The organism is Aeromonas mytilicola subsp. aquatica (genome assembly GCF_044336385.1).
GTDB classification, from domain to species: domain Bacteria; phylum Pseudomonadota; class Gammaproteobacteria; order Enterobacterales; family Aeromonadaceae; genus Aeromonas; species Aeromonas rivipollensis.
In genome coordinates this window covers 3,237,093-3,252,671 of record NZ_CP172298.1, presented here as the reverse complement: position 1 = coordinate 3,252,671, position 15,579 = coordinate 3,237,093, and the positions used below count along the sequence as shown (strand labels likewise).

Genomic DNA, 15,579 nt, shown 5'->3' with positions numbered 1-15,579 from the left:
GAGCGGGCCTGTTACCCAACAAAGAAGAAAGCAATGTATGAGCAAACAACTGGATATGACCCCACAGCCGGATCTCTCCCAGAAAACGGGGACGGGCCCGGTCCGCACCCGGCTGCCCGTCTGGCAGCCGGCCCTGCCACCCTGCAATCACGCCTGCCCGGCTGGTGAGAATATCCAGGCCTGGCTTGCCCTCGCCGAAGCGGGCCGCTTCGAGGCGGCCTGGCAGACGCTTGTCGAAGAGAACCCCTTGCCCGCCGTCCATGGCCGGGTCTGCTATCACCCCTGCGAGAGTGCCTGCAACCGCGCCCAGGTGGATGATGCCGTCTCCATCCACGCCATCGAGCGTTTCCTCGGCGACGAGGCGCTGGCCCGGGGCTGGCTGCCTGTGCCGCCTGCTCCCGCCAGCGGCAAGAAGGTGCTGGTGATAGGCGCCGGGCCCTCAGGCCTCTCCTGCGCCTGGCACCTCAACCGGCTCGGCCATCGGGTAGAGATCCGCGAAGCGGGGCCGCTGGCGGGCGGCATGCTGCGCTTTGGTATTCCCGCTTACCGCTTGCCCCGCGATGTGCTGGACAGGGAGGTGGCCCGCATCCTGGCCGCTGGTGTGACCCTCACCCTCAACCACAAGGTGGCGGATGTGCTGCGCGAGCGCGACCAGGGGGGCTTTGATGCCGTCTTTATGGCCATAGGCGCCCATCTGGCCAAGCGGGTCGATATTCCGGCCCGGGAGGCGGGCAAGATCCTCGATGCGGTGAGTTTCCTTGAGCAGGCCAGTCTGGCCGAAGAGCAGGGGCTGCCACCGCCAAAACTGGGACGGCGAGTGGCCATCTACGGTGGCGGCAACACCGCCATGGACGCAGCCCGCACCGCCCGCCGACTCGGGGTTGAAGAGGCGATGATCATCTACCGCCGCGACCGGGATCATATGCCGGCCCACGCCTTCGAAGCCCTTGAGGCCGAGGAGGAGGGGATCAAGATCAACTGGCTGCGCAGCATCCGCCAGCTCGACAACACCCATATCGAGGTGGAGGTGATGGCGCTGGATGAGCAGGGCAGGCCGGTGCCCACCGGCCAGTTCGAAACCCTGGAGGCGGACTCCCTGATTCTGGCGCTCGGTCAGGAGGTGGACTTGAGCGTGCTGGAGAGCATTCCCGGCGTGCGGATCAACAAGGAGGGAGTGGTGCAGGTTGCCGAGAACCTGATGACGGATGTGCCGGGTCTCTTTGCAGGTGGCGACATGGTGCCCTCCGAGCGCACCGTCACCATAGCCACCGGCCACGGCAAGAAGGCGGCGCGCCACATGGATGCCTGGCTGCGCGGCCGTCACTACCACAAACCGCTTTCATTCCCGCTGGTGGGGCCGGAGCAGTTGCAACTCTGGTTCCAGACCCAGGCACCCGCCAGCAGCCAGCCGGTCAAACCGGCGTGGGCACGGGACGACTTTGGCGAGATCATAGGTGGCCTTGACGAGACGGCGGCCCGCTACGAGGCGGCGCGCTGCTACTCCTGCGGCAACTGCTTCGAGTGCGACGGCTGCTATGGCAGCTGCCCCGAGCAGGCCATCGAGAAGCTGGGGCCGGGCAAGGGCTATCAGGTGGATGCGGCGCGCTGCACTGGCTGCGGTGCCTGCCATGACCAGTGCCCTTGTCACGCTATCCTGCTGCGCCAACCGGAGGAGTCCCAATGAAACATGAACTGATCATGGTCGATGGCAATGAAGCCGCGGCCCGGGTGGCGTACCAGCTGAGCGAAGTCTGTGCCATCTACCCCATCACCCCGAGCTCGACCATGGCCGAGCTGGCTGACGCCTGGGCGGACGAGGGGCAGACTAACCTCTGGGGCAACATCCCCACAGTGGTGGAGATGCAGAGTGAAGGGGGGGCGGCTGGTACTGTGCACGGCGCCCTGCAGGCGGGGGCGCTCGCCACCACCTTCACCGCCAGTCAGGGGCTGATGTTGATGCTGCCCAACATGTACAAGATCGCCGGTGAATTGACCGCTGCCGTGTTCCATGTGGCGGCCCGTTCATTGGCGGCCCAGGGGCTCTCGATTTTTGGCGATCACCAGGATGTGATGGCGGCGCGCAGCACCGGCTTTGCCATGCTCGCCTCCGGCTCGGTGCAGGAGGCGCAGGACCTGGCCTTGGTCGCCCACAGCGTCACCCTGCAGTGCCGGGTGCCCTTCATCCACTTCTTCGACGGTTTTCGCACCTCCCACGAGGTGAACAAGATCACCGCCCTGCATAGGGACGAGATCCGGGCCCTCATCGACAACGACTGGGTGCGCGCTCACCGCGCCCGGGCCCTAAACCCGGATCACCCCGTGATGCGCGGCACCGCCCAGAACCCGGATACCTATTTCCAGTCCCGCGAGAGCGTCAACCCCTTCTACGAGGCGGTGCCGGCCCGGGTGCAGCAGTGCATGGACAAGCTGGGATCCCTCACCGGCCGCCACTACCGGCTGGTGGAGTACCACGGCGCAACCGATGCCACCGACGTCATAGTGCTGATGGGCTCGGGGGCGGCCACTGCCCGCACGACTGTGGATTGGCTCAACCGGCAGGATCGCAAGACCGGGGTCCTGGTCATTCGCCTCTATCGTCCCTTCCCGGTGCAGGCGCTGCTCGATGCCCTGCCCAGGAGTGTGCGTCGCATCGCCGTGCTGGATCGCACCAAGGAGCCGGGCGCGGGCGGCGAGCCGCTGCTGCTGGATGTGCAGAGCGCGCTGATCGACGGTTTGCAGCGCGGCCTTATCAAGCGGCTGCCCTGGCTGAGCGGCGGTCGCTATGGTCTCTCTTCCAAAGAGTTCACCCCGGCCATGTGCGCGGCTGTGTTCGAGGAGCTGGCATCCGATGCGCCGCGCCCGCGCTTTACCGTGGGGATTGTCGATGACGTCTCGGGCCTGAGTCTGGCCTGGCACCCCATCGGCGATCTGGAGCCCGCCAGCCGGGTGCGGGCACTCTTCTTTGGCCTGGGTGCCGATGGTACGGTCGGCGCCAACAAGAACAGCATCAAGATCATCGGCGAGCTGGAGGGCTTCCACGCCCAGGGCTATTTCGTCTACGACTCCAAGAAGTCGGGCTCGCGCACCGTCTCCCACCTGCGCTTTGGCCCCGAGCCCATAGACGCGCCCTGGCTTATCGAGCAAGCGAGCTTTATCGGCTGCCACCAGTGGGGTTTTGTCGAATCGGTGGACCTGCTGGAGCACGCCGCCGAGGGGGCGACCCTGCTGCTCAATGCTCCCTATGAGGCAAGTCAAGTCTGGGCCCGCCTGCCCGAGCGGCTGCGCGCCCGTATCCGCGCCCTCAATATCCAGCTCTACTGCATCGATGGGGATCGGGTGGCCGAGCAAAACGGCATGGGCAATCGTATCAACACCATAATGCAGACCTGCTTCTTCGCGCTGGCCGGGGTCTTGCCGCGGGACGAGGCCATTGCGCTTATCAAGGAGAGCATAGAGAAGAGCTATGCCCGCAAGGGGCCAGAGGTGGTCGAGCGCAACTTCGCGGCGGTGGACGACACTTTGGCTCACCTCCATCAGGTAGCCATTCCAGCCGGTGATGAACAGATCAGCGACTATCCGCTGCCGCTGGCGCCGGGCGGCAGCGAGTTTGTCCAGCGGGTCACAGGCCCGATGCTGGCGGGGCGCGGCGATCTCATCCCCGTCTCCATGCTGCCGGTGGACGGCACTTACCCCACAGCCACCAGCCGCTTCGAGAAGCGGGATATCGCCCGCGAGATCCCAGCCTGGCACTCCGATATCTGCATCCAGTGCGGCAACTGCGTCTTTGTCTGCCCCCACGCGGCGCTGCGAGCCAAGTTCTACCATCAGGACTGGCTGGCAAATGCCCCCGAGGCAGCCCAGTCGGTGCCGGTCACCGCCAGGGGTTTCCCCGACAGCCGCTACACCCTGCAGCTCTATCCGGAGGATTGCACCGGTTGCGGCCAGTGCGTGCAGGCCTGTCCGGTGCGGGTCGGGGCTGATGAGGAACACGAGGGCGGCCGCGCCATCACCATGATGGACAAAGCGCCGCACCTCGCTGGCCAGAAACAGGCGCTGCGCTGGTTCGAGAGCCTGCCCTGGCCTGCCCGCGAGCGGGTGGATTTCTCCACCGTGCGCGGTGCCCAGTTCCTCGAACCCCTGTTCGAGTTCTCCGGCGCTTGCGCCGGTTGTGGCGAGACCCCCTATCTCAAACTGCTGACCCAGCTGTTTGGCGATCGCATGCTGGTGGCCAACGCCACCGGTTGCTCCTCCATCTATGGCGGCAATCTGCCGACCACCCCGTGGGCCAAGAACGGGGAAGGGAAGGGGCCGGCCTGGTCGAACTCCCTGTTTGAGGACAACGCCGAGTTTGGCTTTGGTTTTCGTCTCACCGCCGATCAGCATCACGGTCAGGCGGTGGCGGCCCTCGAAGCGATGAAGGGGGAGCTGGGGGAAGCGTTGGTCGAGTCGCTTATCAACGCTCCGCAGCGGCTGGAGTCAGAGATCCGCGCCCAGCGTACCCGGGTCGCGCAAGTGCGGGAGCGGCTGGAGGAGGTGAAATCCGGCAAGGCCCGCGAGCTGCTCTCCTTGATTGATCAGCTGGTTCGCCGCTCGGTCTGGATCATCGGCGGCGATGGCTGGGCTTATGACATTGGCTCGGCGGGGCTCGATCATGTGCTCGCCTCCGGGCGCGACGTGAACGTGCTGGTGATGGATACCGAGGTCTACTCCAACACCGGCGGCCAGATGTCGAAATCGACGCCGCTCGGTGCCGTCGCCAAGTTCGCGGCGGGGGGCAAGGCGCTCGCCAAGAAGGATGTGGCGTTGCAGGCCATCTCCTACGGCAACGTCTATGTGGCCCGCATCGCCTTTGGTGCCAACCCGCAGCAGGCACTGCAGGTCTTGCGCGAAGCCGAAGCCTATCCGGGCCCGTCGCTGATCATCGCCTACAGCCACTGCATCGCCCACGGCATCGACATGGAGTTGGGGTTGGCCCAACAGAAGCGGGCGGTGGATTCGGGCCATTGGCCTCTGATGCGCTACAACCCTGTATTGCGCAGTTTGGGGCAGAACCCCTTCAGCCTCGACAGCCTGCGCCCCTCCATTCCCCTCGCCGAGTACAGGGCGGAGGAGAACCGCTACCAGGCGCTGGCCCAGAGTCATCCTGAAGAGGCCGAGCGGCTGATGCAGGTGGCGCAGCAGGTGGTCTGGCAGAGGTGGGCCACCTACGAGGAGATGGCCACCCGCGAGGCCAGTCATTTCCATCCGCCGGTGTGAGGATTGGATGAGTGAAATATAACCAAGCGGGCCATTGGCCCGCTTTTTTGTATCGGGAGACTATTGGATGTCTCTTCTCACTATCTGATAGCAACTACAGGCGTTGTAGTAGTGATACCCTGAAAATCAAAATGATGTGTTGATATGTTAGAGGAAGCTGGGCAGGATATATGCAGGAAAACAGACCATTACATTAATTTCTTAAGTTTATTAAATAATCCGACAAGGATTTCAGATATGGAACTTCATAATTTAGATGCTTTGTTTTGTCTAGTGTAGGAACAATTGCTTTTTTAACTTAAAATCGGAAAGACTTAACATTATCACGTAAGGTAAAAATGGAGCATCTATTAGAAGATAAGAATATATCATTGGCACATGACGTGATATTACCCAATGGGCAGTTGGCTGAAGGGGGAAGTAAGATTACAATTCTATCTTCTCAAGGTTGCTTTAATGGCTACAATATGCGAGTTCCACCTCCAGAGTTTGAAGCTCTTATGTTTTTCAATTCTCTTGATGCGGCTGTAAAAGCAGAAATATTAAAGAAAAGTATTAAAGTACAAGAATCAATTTTTGACAAAATTCCTGAAGTAGATTCTTCGGGAGAAAATATGAAATTATTTTTCGCAATGTGTCAGCAAGCAATGGCTGCTATCACATTTTCCATCGGCGCTATAGAATCATGGGTTAACAAGTCATTTATTTTATACGGAACAGAAAATGGCAAGGTTTCACAACTGAAACTAGAGCGACCTGGCAAGCCGGATAGAATTATTGCAGCTGACAAAATTGCATCAGATCCTTCAATACCTATTAGGCCAAAGATTTTCCAACTTGCTCCACAAATCTTCAATGTCCAGCCTCTTAAAACTCATAGCACTTTAAGAAATGCTGTTGCCGATATTGTAGATGAGAGAAATATTGTAATGCATATGCAATCTAGCTTGTCCATAAATAATATGGAGTTAGATAGGGTTAGTTATGCCGTAAAACTATACAAGATTAGTGCTTTAAATGGGCCGGAGCAGGTTTTAAAATACTTAAACTATATCTATCAAAATTCAGCCATATCTTCACCATCTTGGTTGGAAATTGCAAACAATGAATTAAAAGTGGTTAGAAAAAAGCTTAAATCATTATGACAAAACATCACAATCGTACTTGGATAACTTAGCAGTTTTTATTGTTAAGTGGTTATGATGGAATGATAGAACTGTAAATATATATTTTGTCAGTTCTACTTAATTTTACGTTATGTGTTTTTACATTGCAGTTTCATTCTCATAGGTGCCACATATTCTGTCAGTATTTCGTACCTATTGTGTTTTTCTTTTTATGTAACGGCAGGTAAGCTGCGGGGCAAATAGCATCAAGCAGGAGAAGGGGACGATGACAGAACAATATATAGCCGGGACGATCGGTATTCTGGGGGCGGGCTGGCTCGGGCTGCCACTGGCGCGGGCCCTGCTGGCGGCAGGCAAGCTGGTAGCGGTCAGCAACGCCGACAAGGCCGCCTGATATGGCCTGCTCAGCGTTGTCGTGAGTGGCCAACAAAAAGCCCGGCTTTAAGCCGGGCTGGGGGATAAGTTGCTTATCCGGGTATTCGTCGAGGCGTCTAGTGTGGATGTTGTTTGAGGATGTCGTATATCTCCTCTTTCAGTTTAAGTTTCTGTTTTTTCAGATCCTTCACCTCGGAGCTGTAATCGCTGGCGTGATGTTTTTCCAGCTTCCTGATCTCCGCATCCAGGTCGTTGTGCAAGTCAAACTTCTTTTGGAAATGGACATCACTGCTCTTCAGTTTCGAGATGAGATCTCTGTACTCAGGGAACATGTAATGAAGCCTCCTTGGTGTCGTTTGATTGTGCCTTGACCTTCAAACTACCCCTTCCCCCGGGAGATAAATGTGATCCCGATCCAATTTGGGGCAACGGATTTGCTGCATCTGGCGGATGATTTTTAACTGATTGAATCACAAGCAGATAAGTGATTTATGAGGAGGGCAGAGAGGAGGGAACTGGGAGCTTGTTCACAGTTGTGACCCTTTGATGACGACAGGCGCGCGCCAGGCGGGCAGCAAGAAGGGGCGCAAGGCCCCTTCTTCAAAAGCAGTGCCGTCTTTACTCTTTTTTCTTTTTCTTCTCGGGCAGGGGCTGACCGCCGCGGGCTATCACCTTGCCCACTTCGAAGCCTATCTGGGCCGCCAATTCTTCCAGATCCGGGGACTTGGCCTCGTTGCCGATGGCGTACTGGTAGTTGGCTATGGTGATCTTCTCGGCCACCGGGGTGCCCGGCACTATGGGCTCACGCCAGCCCTGGCCCACATGGGCCACCAGGGTGCCGTTCATGATGAGCTCGCCGACTATCTCCTGGGTGGGGATGCCCTTGCCGTAGGTGAGGCCCTGGGGGTGTTTCTTGCCCACCAGGGGTTCGGTGCTTGCGGGCACCAGCTTGGTGCGGATCAGCCACTTGGGATCCTTGTGCTTGCCCACCGCCTTGCCGGTCTGGTACTCGTTGATCTTGATGGTCTTGATCATCTGGGCCATGAAGTCCTTGGTCAGGGCCTTCTGCGCCTCGCTGGTCTGGTCGATGACGATGGGGGCCACGTACCAGGTCTGGGGGGCTTGCGCCTTGGGGGCCGCCGGGGCGGTTTGTGCCATGGCGAGCGGGCTGAGCAGGATGGCCGCCAACAAGAGTCCGATTTTCTTCATTGTGATTCCGCTTATGTTTCGACAAGAATTTTGTTTTGCCAGCGACGACTGCGCCAGCGCCAGAACATGGCCAGACCGCGAACCCACTCGTCGCAGGCCAGCGCCAACCAGATGCCTACCAGGCCATAGCCCTGCATGATACCAAGGAAATAGGCCAGGGGAACGGCAATGCCCCACATGGAGACGAGCGCCATGTAGAGCGGGAAACGGGCATCCCCGGTGGCACGCAGGGCGTTGATCACCACCAGGTTGAAGGTGCGGCCGGGTTCGAGGATGAGGCTGATGAGGAACAGCTGCGCCACCTGGGTGATGATGTCTGCATCGTCGGTGAACAGGCTGATGATGGCGCGTCCGTTCAGGGCCGCGGCTATGGCAATCAGGCTGGTGACGATGAGGCCGAGCTTGAGGCTCTTGATGAGCTGGCGATAGGCCTGCTCGAAGCGACGGGCCCCCGCCAGATGGCCGATGATGATCTCGTTGCCAAGGCCGATGGAGAGGCCGAACAGCAGGATGAACAGGCAGATCTGGAAGAAGTAGGACTGGGTCGCCAGTGCCTTGTCGCCGAGCAGGCCGACGAAGGCCGTCACCACCATGAACTGCAGCATCCAGGAGAGGTTTTCCCCCGCCGCCGGCAGGCCTATGTGCAGCACCTTGTCTAGCATGACCTTGCTTGGCCGAAGGATCTCCGGCAGCCGCAGCCGTATGCCGGTCTTGCGCGCCACCAGCCACACCAGCAGCACCACGCCGACGATGCGCCCCACCACAGTGCTGATGGCGACCCCAGCGACCCCGAGCTGGGGCAGGCCGAACCAGCCGTAGAGCAGCAGCAGGTTGCCGACGAAGGTGATGAGGTTGACGATCAGGGTCACGTACATGGCCTGACGGGTGTGGCCATGGGCGCGCAGGGTGGCGGCCAGGCAGAGCGCCGCCGCCTCCGGTAGCAGGCAGAGGCCGATGATCTGCAGATAAAGGGTGGCATCCCCCATCAGGTGGGCGGGCAGGTTCATCAGCGCCAGCATGGTGCTGGCACCGGCCATGACCCCGACCGCGGCCACCAGCCCCACCAGCAGGTTGAAGCCGATGGCGGTGTGGATGACCACGCGCGCCTTCTCTCTATCCCCCGCCCCCAGGTACTGGGTGATCACCACGCTGGTGCCTATGCTGACGAAGCTGAACAATGTGATGGCGAGATCGAACACCTGGTTGCCGACTGCCAGTGCCGCCACCCCCTGATAGGAGACGTGGCCCACCATGAAGGTGTTGAGGGCCCCGGTCAGGAAGTGCAGGGCGAGATCGATGAACAGTGGCCAGGTCAGGGCGAAGAGGGTGCCCGGGCCCGCGTGGGATTGAGTCTGCATGGGATGTCCAAATACTGGGGATGGCCCTCGTCAGCGCCATCTGGACGGGCATTTAACACCAAGCGGGTGCGGGGTGCAATCCTGCCCTGAGCAAAGAGGGTGCTGGCCCGGCACCCTCTCGCAGTCTGGTGGCGCGCCGCCGTCAGACCGGGGTGGCGCCCGCTTCCTGCTCGCAGGGCCGGGTGAGGCGCGCCGAGTCCGGTAGCGTCTCATCCTGGGGCCAGCGGGAGAGCAGGGTATCAGTGGTGCTCTCCACCACCTCGTCATCCTTGAACACAGGCTCCCGGTAGCAGCGGGTCAGGCGCAGGGCCTGATACATGTCGGGACTGAGAATGACCCCCTCGTCCCCGATCCGGATCCCCGCCTGCTTGAGCCACTGGGTCATCTGGCCGTGGCGACCGGCCATCACCATGTGGATGCCGCGGCGCCTGAGCTCCTTGTGCAGCTCTCCCACCATGCTCATCACGCTGATGTCCTGGTGAGTGAAGCAGGCCACCGCATCCACGATGAGGCACTTGGGATTGTGGGGATCCTGCACCAGCAGCGCCAGCACCCGCCGCTTGAAGTAGGGGGCGTTGAAGTAGGTGAGCGGCGAGTTGAAGCGATAGACCAGGATGCCGGGAATCGCCTTGGCCTGCTCGTTGTCCCCCAGGGTGCGCACCACCCCTTCATCGTCCATGCCGAGCAATTGATCGGTGGGGCGCATCACGTTGCGCAGGAACTGGAACAGCCCTAGCAAGACGGCGAGGGTGATCCCCGGGATCACCCCCATAGTGAGCACGCTGATAAAGGTGATGAGCGCCAGCCAGAAGGCGGCGCGGTCCGAGTCGCGCAGGGCCCAGAGGCCGCGAAAATCGGTGAGTGACAGGGAGGCCATCACCAGCACCACCCCGAGGGCGGCGGTGGGAATGAATTGCAGCGGCGCCGTCAGGTAGAAGGTGATGAGGGCGATCACAGCCGCGGCTATGATGGAGACCAGCTGGCTCTTGCCGCCGTTGGCGTCGTTGACTGCGGTGCGTGAATCCGCGCCGCTGATGGCAAAGCCCTGGGAGACAGCAGAGGCCAGGTTTGCCATGCCAAGGGCCCGAAACTCCTTGTCTGCATCGATTTCGTAGCCGTTCTTGGCGGCGAAGCTGCGGGCGGTGAGCATCATGGAGACGAAGCTCACCATGGCGAGGTTGAGCGCCGGCAGCACCAGTTCCCGCATCAGGCCGGGGGGGAACTCCGGCATCTGGAAGGCGGGCAGGCCAGAGCCCACGGCCCCCAGGGTGGCGATATCGAACTGACCGAGATTGAGGGCCCACACCAGGGCCGCCGTCACCACCATGGCCACCATGGAGGAGGGCCAGGATGGTCTGTAGCGCTTGGCCAGCAGCAGGGTGAGCAGGGCGGTCAGACTCATGGCCAGGGTCGGCAGATGGGTCTGGGTAAGGTAGTCGGTGCCATTCAAGATCCGCTCGATGAGATAGCGCTCGCTGAAGGTGAAGCCGAAGATCTTGGAGAGCTGACTCACCATTATGGTGATGGCCACACCATTGAGCAGGCCCATCAGTATGGGGCGGGAGAGAAAGTCCGCCAGTACCCCCAGCTTGAAGCGGCTGGCGATCAGGCACCAGAAGCCAGTCATGGCGGTCATGGTCATCACCAGTTGCCACTGGCGGGTGGGGTCCCCGGCGGCGAGCGGTGTCACCACGGCGGCAATGACGGCGCAGGTGGCGGCATCCGGGCCGACGATGAGCTGGCGGGAGGTGCCAAAGAGGGCGTAGACCACCATGGGCAGTATGCAGGAGTAGAGGCCGACGATGGCGCCCACCCCGGCGAGCTCCGCATAGGCGATGGCCACGGGCAAGGCCACAGCCGCCACCGAGAGGCCAGCGCGAAGATCCGGCATCAGCCAGGCCCGCTGATATTGCAGCAGGGCGGCGAGGCCCGGCAGCCAGCGTTCGAGAGAGAAGAAGTCGCGCATTATTTAACCCATTGAGTTATAAACAGCTTTTTCTTAGTGTGCCCAAGGTTGTCGGCCCATTGCAATCCGGTTATGGCCAGTTCACCACCAGATCAGGCCAGATGCGCTGCCACTGTTTGTCCCTGATCCTGTCGATGAAGATCCGGCTCTCCTGCCGGCAGCGCGGATTGGCACTCACCTGCAGCGACCAGTTGTGGCCAAAGCCATGGGGCGCCAGCCACTCGAACTCATCGTTGGCCAGCAGCCTGACCCCGATGCAGGTGGGCACTTCCACCCAATGGCTCAATGCCGCCAGCGAGCTGGCGAAGGGGGGCACTTGCTGGCGCACATGCATGCGCGCCTGGTTGCGCACCTCCCAGCGTTGATCAGGCAAGCGAATTCTGAGCCAGGCTTCGTACTCCCGTTCGCCCGCACCTTCCGGGTCGCTGGGATCCAGATAGATAAGATCTATGTCGTTGAGGGGAGTCGGCTCGGCTTTCTGGTGCAGGTGATCCCAGATGAGGTTGCGCACAAAGCCCGCCCCCAGCGCCCAGTCCGGCAGGGCCAGCTCCCGCGCCGCCCAGAGGCAGGCCATTCGCAGGGGATCGGCCCGCAGCAGGGCCTCGGTGTGGGCTTGCAGCTGTGCCTCCCGGGTCGCTTGTGTCTCAGCCCCCATGACGGCGCAGCCAGACGTCTATGTAGCTACAGCTCGGCACTATGGTGAGCCCCTCTGCCTGGGCCCAGTCGTAGAAGCTGCGCGCCAGTTTGTCGGCAATGCCCTGTCCCCTCAGCTCGGACGGCACCTGGGTGCTGCAGGCATCGACAGTGCCCGCATCCAGCCAGCGGTAGCTGAGGCGAGAGGTCTTGCCGTCCACCACGCAGATGAACTGCTGCTGGTCGGCCTGATGAAGAATGTCGCTCATGGAGGCTCCTCAAAGGGTGGGGAAGGGGTATCAGAGCATGCTGGCCGGACTTTGCCAACCGTGCTCTTTGCGGGCCGAGGAGGCTCGCTTACACTGACCGGCCTGCGAGCGGCTCGTCAGGCAAGGTATAGAACAGTTAGCAGAGGATGGATCCCGTTATGGCCTTCGCCACCCTGGAAGATCTGATTGGCAATACCCCGTTGCTGCGCCTGCGCCGCATCAACCCCTATCCCGATGTGACCCTGCTGGTGAAGCTGGAGGGCAACAACCCCGCCGGCTCGGTCAAGGACAGGCCGGCCCTGAACCTCATCCGGGCGGCGGAGGCGAGTGGTCACTTAGAGCCAGGCGCGCGGCTTATCGAGGCCACCTCCGGCAATACCGGCATAGCGCTGGCCATGGTGGCGGCGGCCCGGGGGTACAGGATGCGCCTCATCATGCCGAGCAACATGAGCCAGGAGCGGCGCGATGCCATGCAGGCCTACGGCGCCGAGCTGGTGCTGGTGGAAGGGGGCATGGAAGCCGCACGCGACCTCGCCCTCGCCATGCAGGCGCGCGGCGAGGGGCTGGTGCTCGATCAGTTCAACAACCCGGCCAACCCGGATGCCCACTACCTATCCACCGGTCCCGAGATCTGGCGCCAGAGCGAGGGGGCAATCACTCACTTCGTCTCGGCCATGGGCACCACGGGCACCATAATGGGGGTCTCCCGCTACCTCAAGGAGCAGAACCCGGCGGTGCAGGTGATAGGCCTGCAACCGGCAGAGGGGAGCCAGATCCCGGGCATTCGCCGCTGGCCCGCCGCCTATATGCCCGCCATCTTCGAGCCACAAAGGGTCGATCGGGTGCTGGATGTTACCCAGGAGGAGGCGCTCGCCACCATGCGCCGGTTGGCGCGGGAAGAGGGGATCTGCTGCGGGGTCAGCTCGGGGGGCGCCGTGGCCGGCGCCCTGCGGGTGGCGGCCGAGCTGAGCCAAGGGGTGGTGGTGGCCATCATCTGCGATCGGGGGGATCGCTATCTCTCCACCGGGGTCTTCACTCCCCCCATCTGATCCTGCGACCCCCGGCCCCTTGCGGGCCTTCTCCTGGGGTCATTCCCATACCTGCTCCAGCAGTGCCAGCAGCTGTTCCCTGTCCGCATCCTTGCGGTTGTAGAGCAGGGCACCGTCGTTGATGGCAAGATCCCGGATATCCTTGAGCACGGCTCTGTCCGTCACCCCGGCTTCCGCCAGGGTGCGCGGCAGCCCCACCCCCTGCCAGAGACTGTCCCTCAGGGCGCAGAGTGCATCCAGGGCCGCCTGGGGGCGCAGGGCCTGTGGGGTGGCCGCGAAGCGCTCCGGCCCCGCCAGCGGCAGCAGCAGGCGGGCCAGCTCGGTGTCTATCTGCGGCCTGTTGTAGTCGAGCACCGTGGGCAGGAAGAGGTTCATGCACAGGCCGTGGGGCAGGTGGCAGCGGGCCCCCAGGCTGTGGCCGAGGGCGTGCACCAGCCCCACCATGGAGTTGGAAAAGGCCATGCCCGCCAGGGTGGAGCCCTCCGCCAGTTGCAGCCGCAGGGCCTTGTCCTCGGGAGCCAGCAGCACCCTGGGCAGGGCATCGGCTATCTTCTCCACCGCCATCAGGGCCAGGGCGTCGCTGACCGGGTTCTTGCCGTTGCCGATGAAGGCCTCGATGGCGTGGGTCATGGCGTCCATGGCGGTGGCGGCCGTGATGGGCAGCGGCAGCCCCTGAGTGAGGCGCGGGTCCAGCACCGCCAGCTGGGGCAGCAGGAAGGGGGAGGTGAAGGGCACCTTGCGCCCGCGCCCCTCGTCCCGGATCACCGCCACCAGGGTCACCTCGGAGCCGGTGCCCGCCGTGGTCGGCACCACCGCCAGCGGCTTGAGGGGCCGGGTCAGGCAACCTGCCCCCGCGTGATCCAGCAGCCGCTCCCCGCCCAGGGTGACCAGGATGTTGACCGCCTTGGCGGTATCTATGACGGAGCCGCCCCCCAGGGCCACCAGGCTGTCACAGCCGAGCTCCCGCCAGCGGGTGGCGATGCGCTCCACCACGGCGGTAGAGGAGTCGGCGGGGATCTGGTCCCAGATGGCGGCCACCGGCAGGCCCCCCTCCGCCAGCACATTGGCCAGCAGGGTGGCGAGCCCGCTGCCGCCGACCCCCTTGTCGGTGAGCAGCAGCGGACGGCGCGCCCCCAGCGCCATCAGCTCGTCCGGAAGTTGCTCCAGCGCCTGCTCCCCCGCCATCAACCTGACCGGGCAGAAGAAATCGTAATAACGGCTCATGGTGTTCATCCTTCTCTTCAACCGGTCAGCAGACCCAGGTAGATGTGGCAGGCTCGTGTCAGCTTGTGGCGCGGGCTAGGGTAGTGGCGCAGCAGGGGCCGCGCGATGAAGGCGGGCAGGATCAGGGCTTGCAGCTGCTCCAGCGCCCGCACCAGGTGCATGGCGGCCGTGATATCCCCCTCCACCAGCAGCCGGTTCTCGCAGAAGGCCTGATTGATGCCGAGGCGAAAGCTGAGGGCGCGAAAGGCGATGGCGGGGTGCTTGAAGCAGACGCGCAGCAGATGAGGGCTTGTTGCCCCCCGGGGCGCGGGGCCGCAGCGCCAGCGCCCGGCCCTCTTGTGCAGGGTCAGACCATGAGGCAGCCCGTGAACCTCCAGCCGGATGCAGAGCCCCTCCGGCAGGGGGGCCAGCTCCCGGCGCACCGCCTCGTCGACCCGGGCGGCGCGGCACAGGGTACGGCCGATGACCCAGAGCAGGCTCCCTATCCAGAGGCGCCTGCCGGTGGCGAGCAAGGGATCAAGCGTCATGAGGGCCTCCTGCTATGGCGGACCAGAAGAGGGCGAAGGCGCTGGCCTGCCAGTGGGGATCCTCCCCGAGTTCGGGTTGGTCCACAAAGAGGGAGGCGCAGGCCAGAAACTGGCTCTGGCACACCTCCAGCATCAGCACGGCGGGCGCCTGCATCAGCTCACCGCTGGCCTGGCCCTGGCTCAGCAGGCGCGGCAGGAAGCGCAGTGTCTCCCCCAGGATCTGGCTGCGCAGGGATCTGGCCAGCAAGGGGGAGTGGAAGAAGCCCAGCACGAACTTGAGTTCGTGGGGATGGGCCTGCATCCAGCTCATCGCCTGGCGCCAGTAGTGGCGCGCCTGCTCCCTGAGGGGCAGGGCCGGATCCGCCTCGCTGATGGCGGCGCCAAGGCGCAGCTTGACGTCCTGATAGAGGCATTGGATCAACAGCTCCTTGCTGGGAAAGTGGTGAAACAGGGTGCCGTTGGCCACCCCGGCCGCCCGGGCGATGCGGGCGGTGGCGGCCCCCTGCAGACCATCCTCGGCGCAGAGGGCGAGGGCGGCATCCAGGATCTGGCGGCGTTTGTCTGTCATGGGTTCGCTCATGCAGCC

General features: G+C 62.5%; 13 protein-coding genes and 1 pseudogene. 5 read left to right on the top strand and 9 right to left on the bottom strand.

The window, feature by feature from the left end; all coding sequences use genetic code 11:
- The first annotated feature begins 37 nt into the window (after positions 1-37).
- The 4 genes and pseudogenes from ACFWHB_RS14800 to ACFWHB_RS14785 all read left to right on the top strand — a co-directional run.
- Complete coding sequence (locus tag ACFWHB_RS14800) at positions 38-1,684, top strand: NAD(P)-binding protein (RefSeq protein ID WP_395948753.1); 1,647 nt, start codon at positions 38-40, stop codon at positions 1,682-1,684.
- Positions 1,681-5,256 carry a pyruvate:ferredoxin (flavodoxin) oxidoreductase gene (gene nifJ / locus ACFWHB_RS14795; RefSeq protein WP_395948752.1) on the top strand — a complete coding sequence of 1,192 codons (3,576 nt, stop codon included), beginning with the start codon at positions 1,681-1,683 and terminating at the stop codon, positions 5,254-5,256. The genes ACFWHB_RS14800 and nifJ overlap by 4 nt, the downstream gene beginning before the upstream one ends.
- A gap of 338 nt (positions 5,257-5,594) precedes the next feature.
- On the top strand, positions 5,595-6,401 hold the full coding sequence (locus ACFWHB_RS14790; RefSeq protein ID WP_395948751.1) for a hypothetical protein: 807 nt from the start codon (positions 5,595-5,597) through the stop codon (positions 6,399-6,401).
- Positions 6,402-6,648: 247 nt separating this feature from the next.
- Positions 6,649-6,774 (top strand): annotated as a pseudogene (locus ACFWHB_RS14785) (SDR family NAD(P)-dependent oxidoreductase); the annotation flags it as partial.
- A gap of 100 nt (positions 6,775-6,874) precedes the next feature.
- Here ACFWHB_RS14785 and ACFWHB_RS14780 read toward each other — a convergent pair.
- The 6 genes from ACFWHB_RS14780 to ACFWHB_RS14755 all read right to left on the bottom strand — a co-directional run bounded on the left by ACFWHB_RS14780 (position 6,875) and on the right by ACFWHB_RS14755 (position 12,193).
- Entirely contained in the window at positions 6,875-7,090 is a 216-nt protein-coding gene (locus ACFWHB_RS14780) for a YdcH family protein (protein ID WP_005313020.1), read from the bottom strand.
- 286 nt (positions 7,091-7,376) lie between these two features.
- A complete protein-coding gene (locus ACFWHB_RS14775) occupies positions 7,377-7,967 on the bottom strand; it encodes a hypothetical protein (RefSeq protein WP_042650206.1) in 591 nt (196 codons plus the stop codon).
- An 11-nt stretch (positions 7,968-7,978) separates the two neighbouring features.
- Complete coding sequence (locus ACFWHB_RS14770) at positions 7,979-9,325, bottom strand: MATE family efflux transporter (protein ID WP_106887407.1); 1,347 nt, start codon at positions 9,323-9,325, stop codon at positions 7,979-7,981.
- 142 nt (positions 9,326-9,467) lie between these two features.
- Positions 9,468-11,291: a SulP family inorganic anion transporter gene (locus ACFWHB_RS14765; RefSeq protein ID WP_106887406.1), complete on the bottom strand. Its 1,824-nt coding sequence runs from the start codon at positions 11,289-11,291 to the stop codon at positions 9,468-9,470.
- A gap of 70 nt (positions 11,292-11,361) precedes the next feature.
- Positions 11,362-11,946, bottom strand: coding sequence for a nucleotidyltransferase family protein (locus ACFWHB_RS14760; RefSeq protein ID WP_395948750.1), 585 nt, complete (start codon positions 11,944-11,946; stop codon positions 11,362-11,364).
- Positions 11,936-12,193 carry a GNAT family N-acetyltransferase gene (locus ACFWHB_RS14755; RefSeq protein ID WP_289975633.1) on the bottom strand — a complete coding sequence of 86 codons (258 nt, stop codon included), beginning with the start codon at positions 12,191-12,193 and terminating at the stop codon, positions 11,936-11,938. The genes ACFWHB_RS14760 and ACFWHB_RS14755 overlap by 11 nt, the downstream gene beginning before the upstream one ends.
- Before the next feature lie 146 nt (positions 12,194-12,339).
- Here ACFWHB_RS14755 and cysM point away from each other — a divergent pair, with 146 nt between their 5' ends.
- Positions 12,340-13,242 (top strand): cysteine synthase CysM, encoded by a 903-nt coding sequence (gene cysM / locus ACFWHB_RS14750; protein WP_395948749.1) that lies wholly within the window; start codon positions 12,340-12,342, stop codon positions 13,240-13,242.
- A 39-nt stretch (positions 13,243-13,281) separates the two neighbouring features.
- On the opposite strand, the gene ACFWHB_RS14745 is transcribed toward cysM, so the two are convergent.
- From ACFWHB_RS14745 to ACFWHB_RS14735, 3 genes are read right to left on the bottom strand one after another with little or no spacing between them, the layout of a single operon-like run.
- Entirely contained in the window at positions 13,282-14,466 is a 1,185-nt protein-coding gene (locus tag ACFWHB_RS14745) for an iron-containing alcohol dehydrogenase (protein ID WP_395948748.1), read from the bottom strand.
- Between the two features lie 17 nt (positions 14,467-14,483).
- Entirely contained in the window at positions 14,484-14,993 is a 510-nt protein-coding gene (locus ACFWHB_RS14740) for an SCP2 sterol-binding domain-containing protein (protein WP_106887401.1), read from the bottom strand.
- On the bottom strand, positions 14,983-15,573 hold the full coding sequence (locus tag ACFWHB_RS14735; RefSeq protein ID WP_168235492.1) for a TetR/AcrR family transcriptional regulator: 591 nt from the start codon (positions 15,571-15,573) through the stop codon (positions 14,983-14,985). The genes ACFWHB_RS14740 and ACFWHB_RS14735 overlap by 11 nt, the downstream gene beginning before the upstream one ends.
- Positions 15,574-15,579 lie beyond the last annotated feature (6 nt).

Excerpts from the sequence above, each read along its gene's own strand:
- ACFWHB_RS14800 (WP_395948753.1), top strand. The coding sequence starts at position 38 with ATGAGCAAACAACTGGATATGACCCCACAGCCGGATCTCTCCCAGAAA.
- nifJ (WP_395948752.1), top strand. The coding sequence starts at position 1,681 with ATGAAACATGAACTGATCATGGTCGATGGCAATGAAGCCGCGGCCCGG.
- ACFWHB_RS14790 (WP_395948751.1), top strand. The coding sequence starts at position 5,595 with ATGGAGCATCTATTAGAAGATAAGAATATATCATTGGCACATGACGTG.
- ACFWHB_RS14780 (WP_005313020.1), bottom strand. The coding sequence starts at position 7,090 with ATGTTCCCTGAGTACAGAGATCTCATCTCGAAACTGAAGAGCAGTGAT.
- ACFWHB_RS14775 (WP_042650206.1), bottom strand. The coding sequence starts at position 7,967 with ATGAAGAAAATCGGACTCTTGTTGGCGGCCATCCTGCTCAGCCCGCTC.
- ACFWHB_RS14770 (WP_106887407.1), bottom strand. The coding sequence starts at position 9,325 with ATGCAGACTCAATCCCACGCGGGCCCGGGCACCCTCTTCGCCCTGACC.
- ACFWHB_RS14765 (WP_106887406.1), bottom strand. The coding sequence starts at position 11,291 with ATGCGCGACTTCTTCTCTCTCGAACGCTGGCTGCCGGGCCTCGCCGCC.
- ACFWHB_RS14760 (WP_395948750.1), bottom strand. The coding sequence starts at position 11,946 with ATGGGGGCTGAGACACAAGCGACCCGGGAGGCACAGCTGCAAGCCCAC.
- ACFWHB_RS14755 (WP_289975633.1), bottom strand. The coding sequence starts at position 12,193 with ATGAGCGACATTCTTCATCAGGCCGACCAGCAGCAGTTCATCTGCGTG.
- cysM (WP_395948749.1), top strand. The coding sequence starts at position 12,340 with ATGGATCCCGTTATGGCCTTCGCCACCCTGGAAGATCTGATTGGCAAT.
- ACFWHB_RS14745 (WP_395948748.1), bottom strand. The coding sequence starts at position 14,466 with ATGAGCCGTTATTACGATTTCTTCTGCCCGGTCAGGTTGATGGCGGGG.
- ACFWHB_RS14740 (WP_106887401.1), bottom strand. The coding sequence starts at position 14,993 with ATGACGCTTGATCCCTTGCTCGCCACCGGCAGGCGCCTCTGGATAGGG.
- ACFWHB_RS14735 (WP_168235492.1), bottom strand. The coding sequence starts at position 15,573 with ATGAGCGAACCCATGACAGACAAACGCCGCCAGATCCTGGATGCCGCC.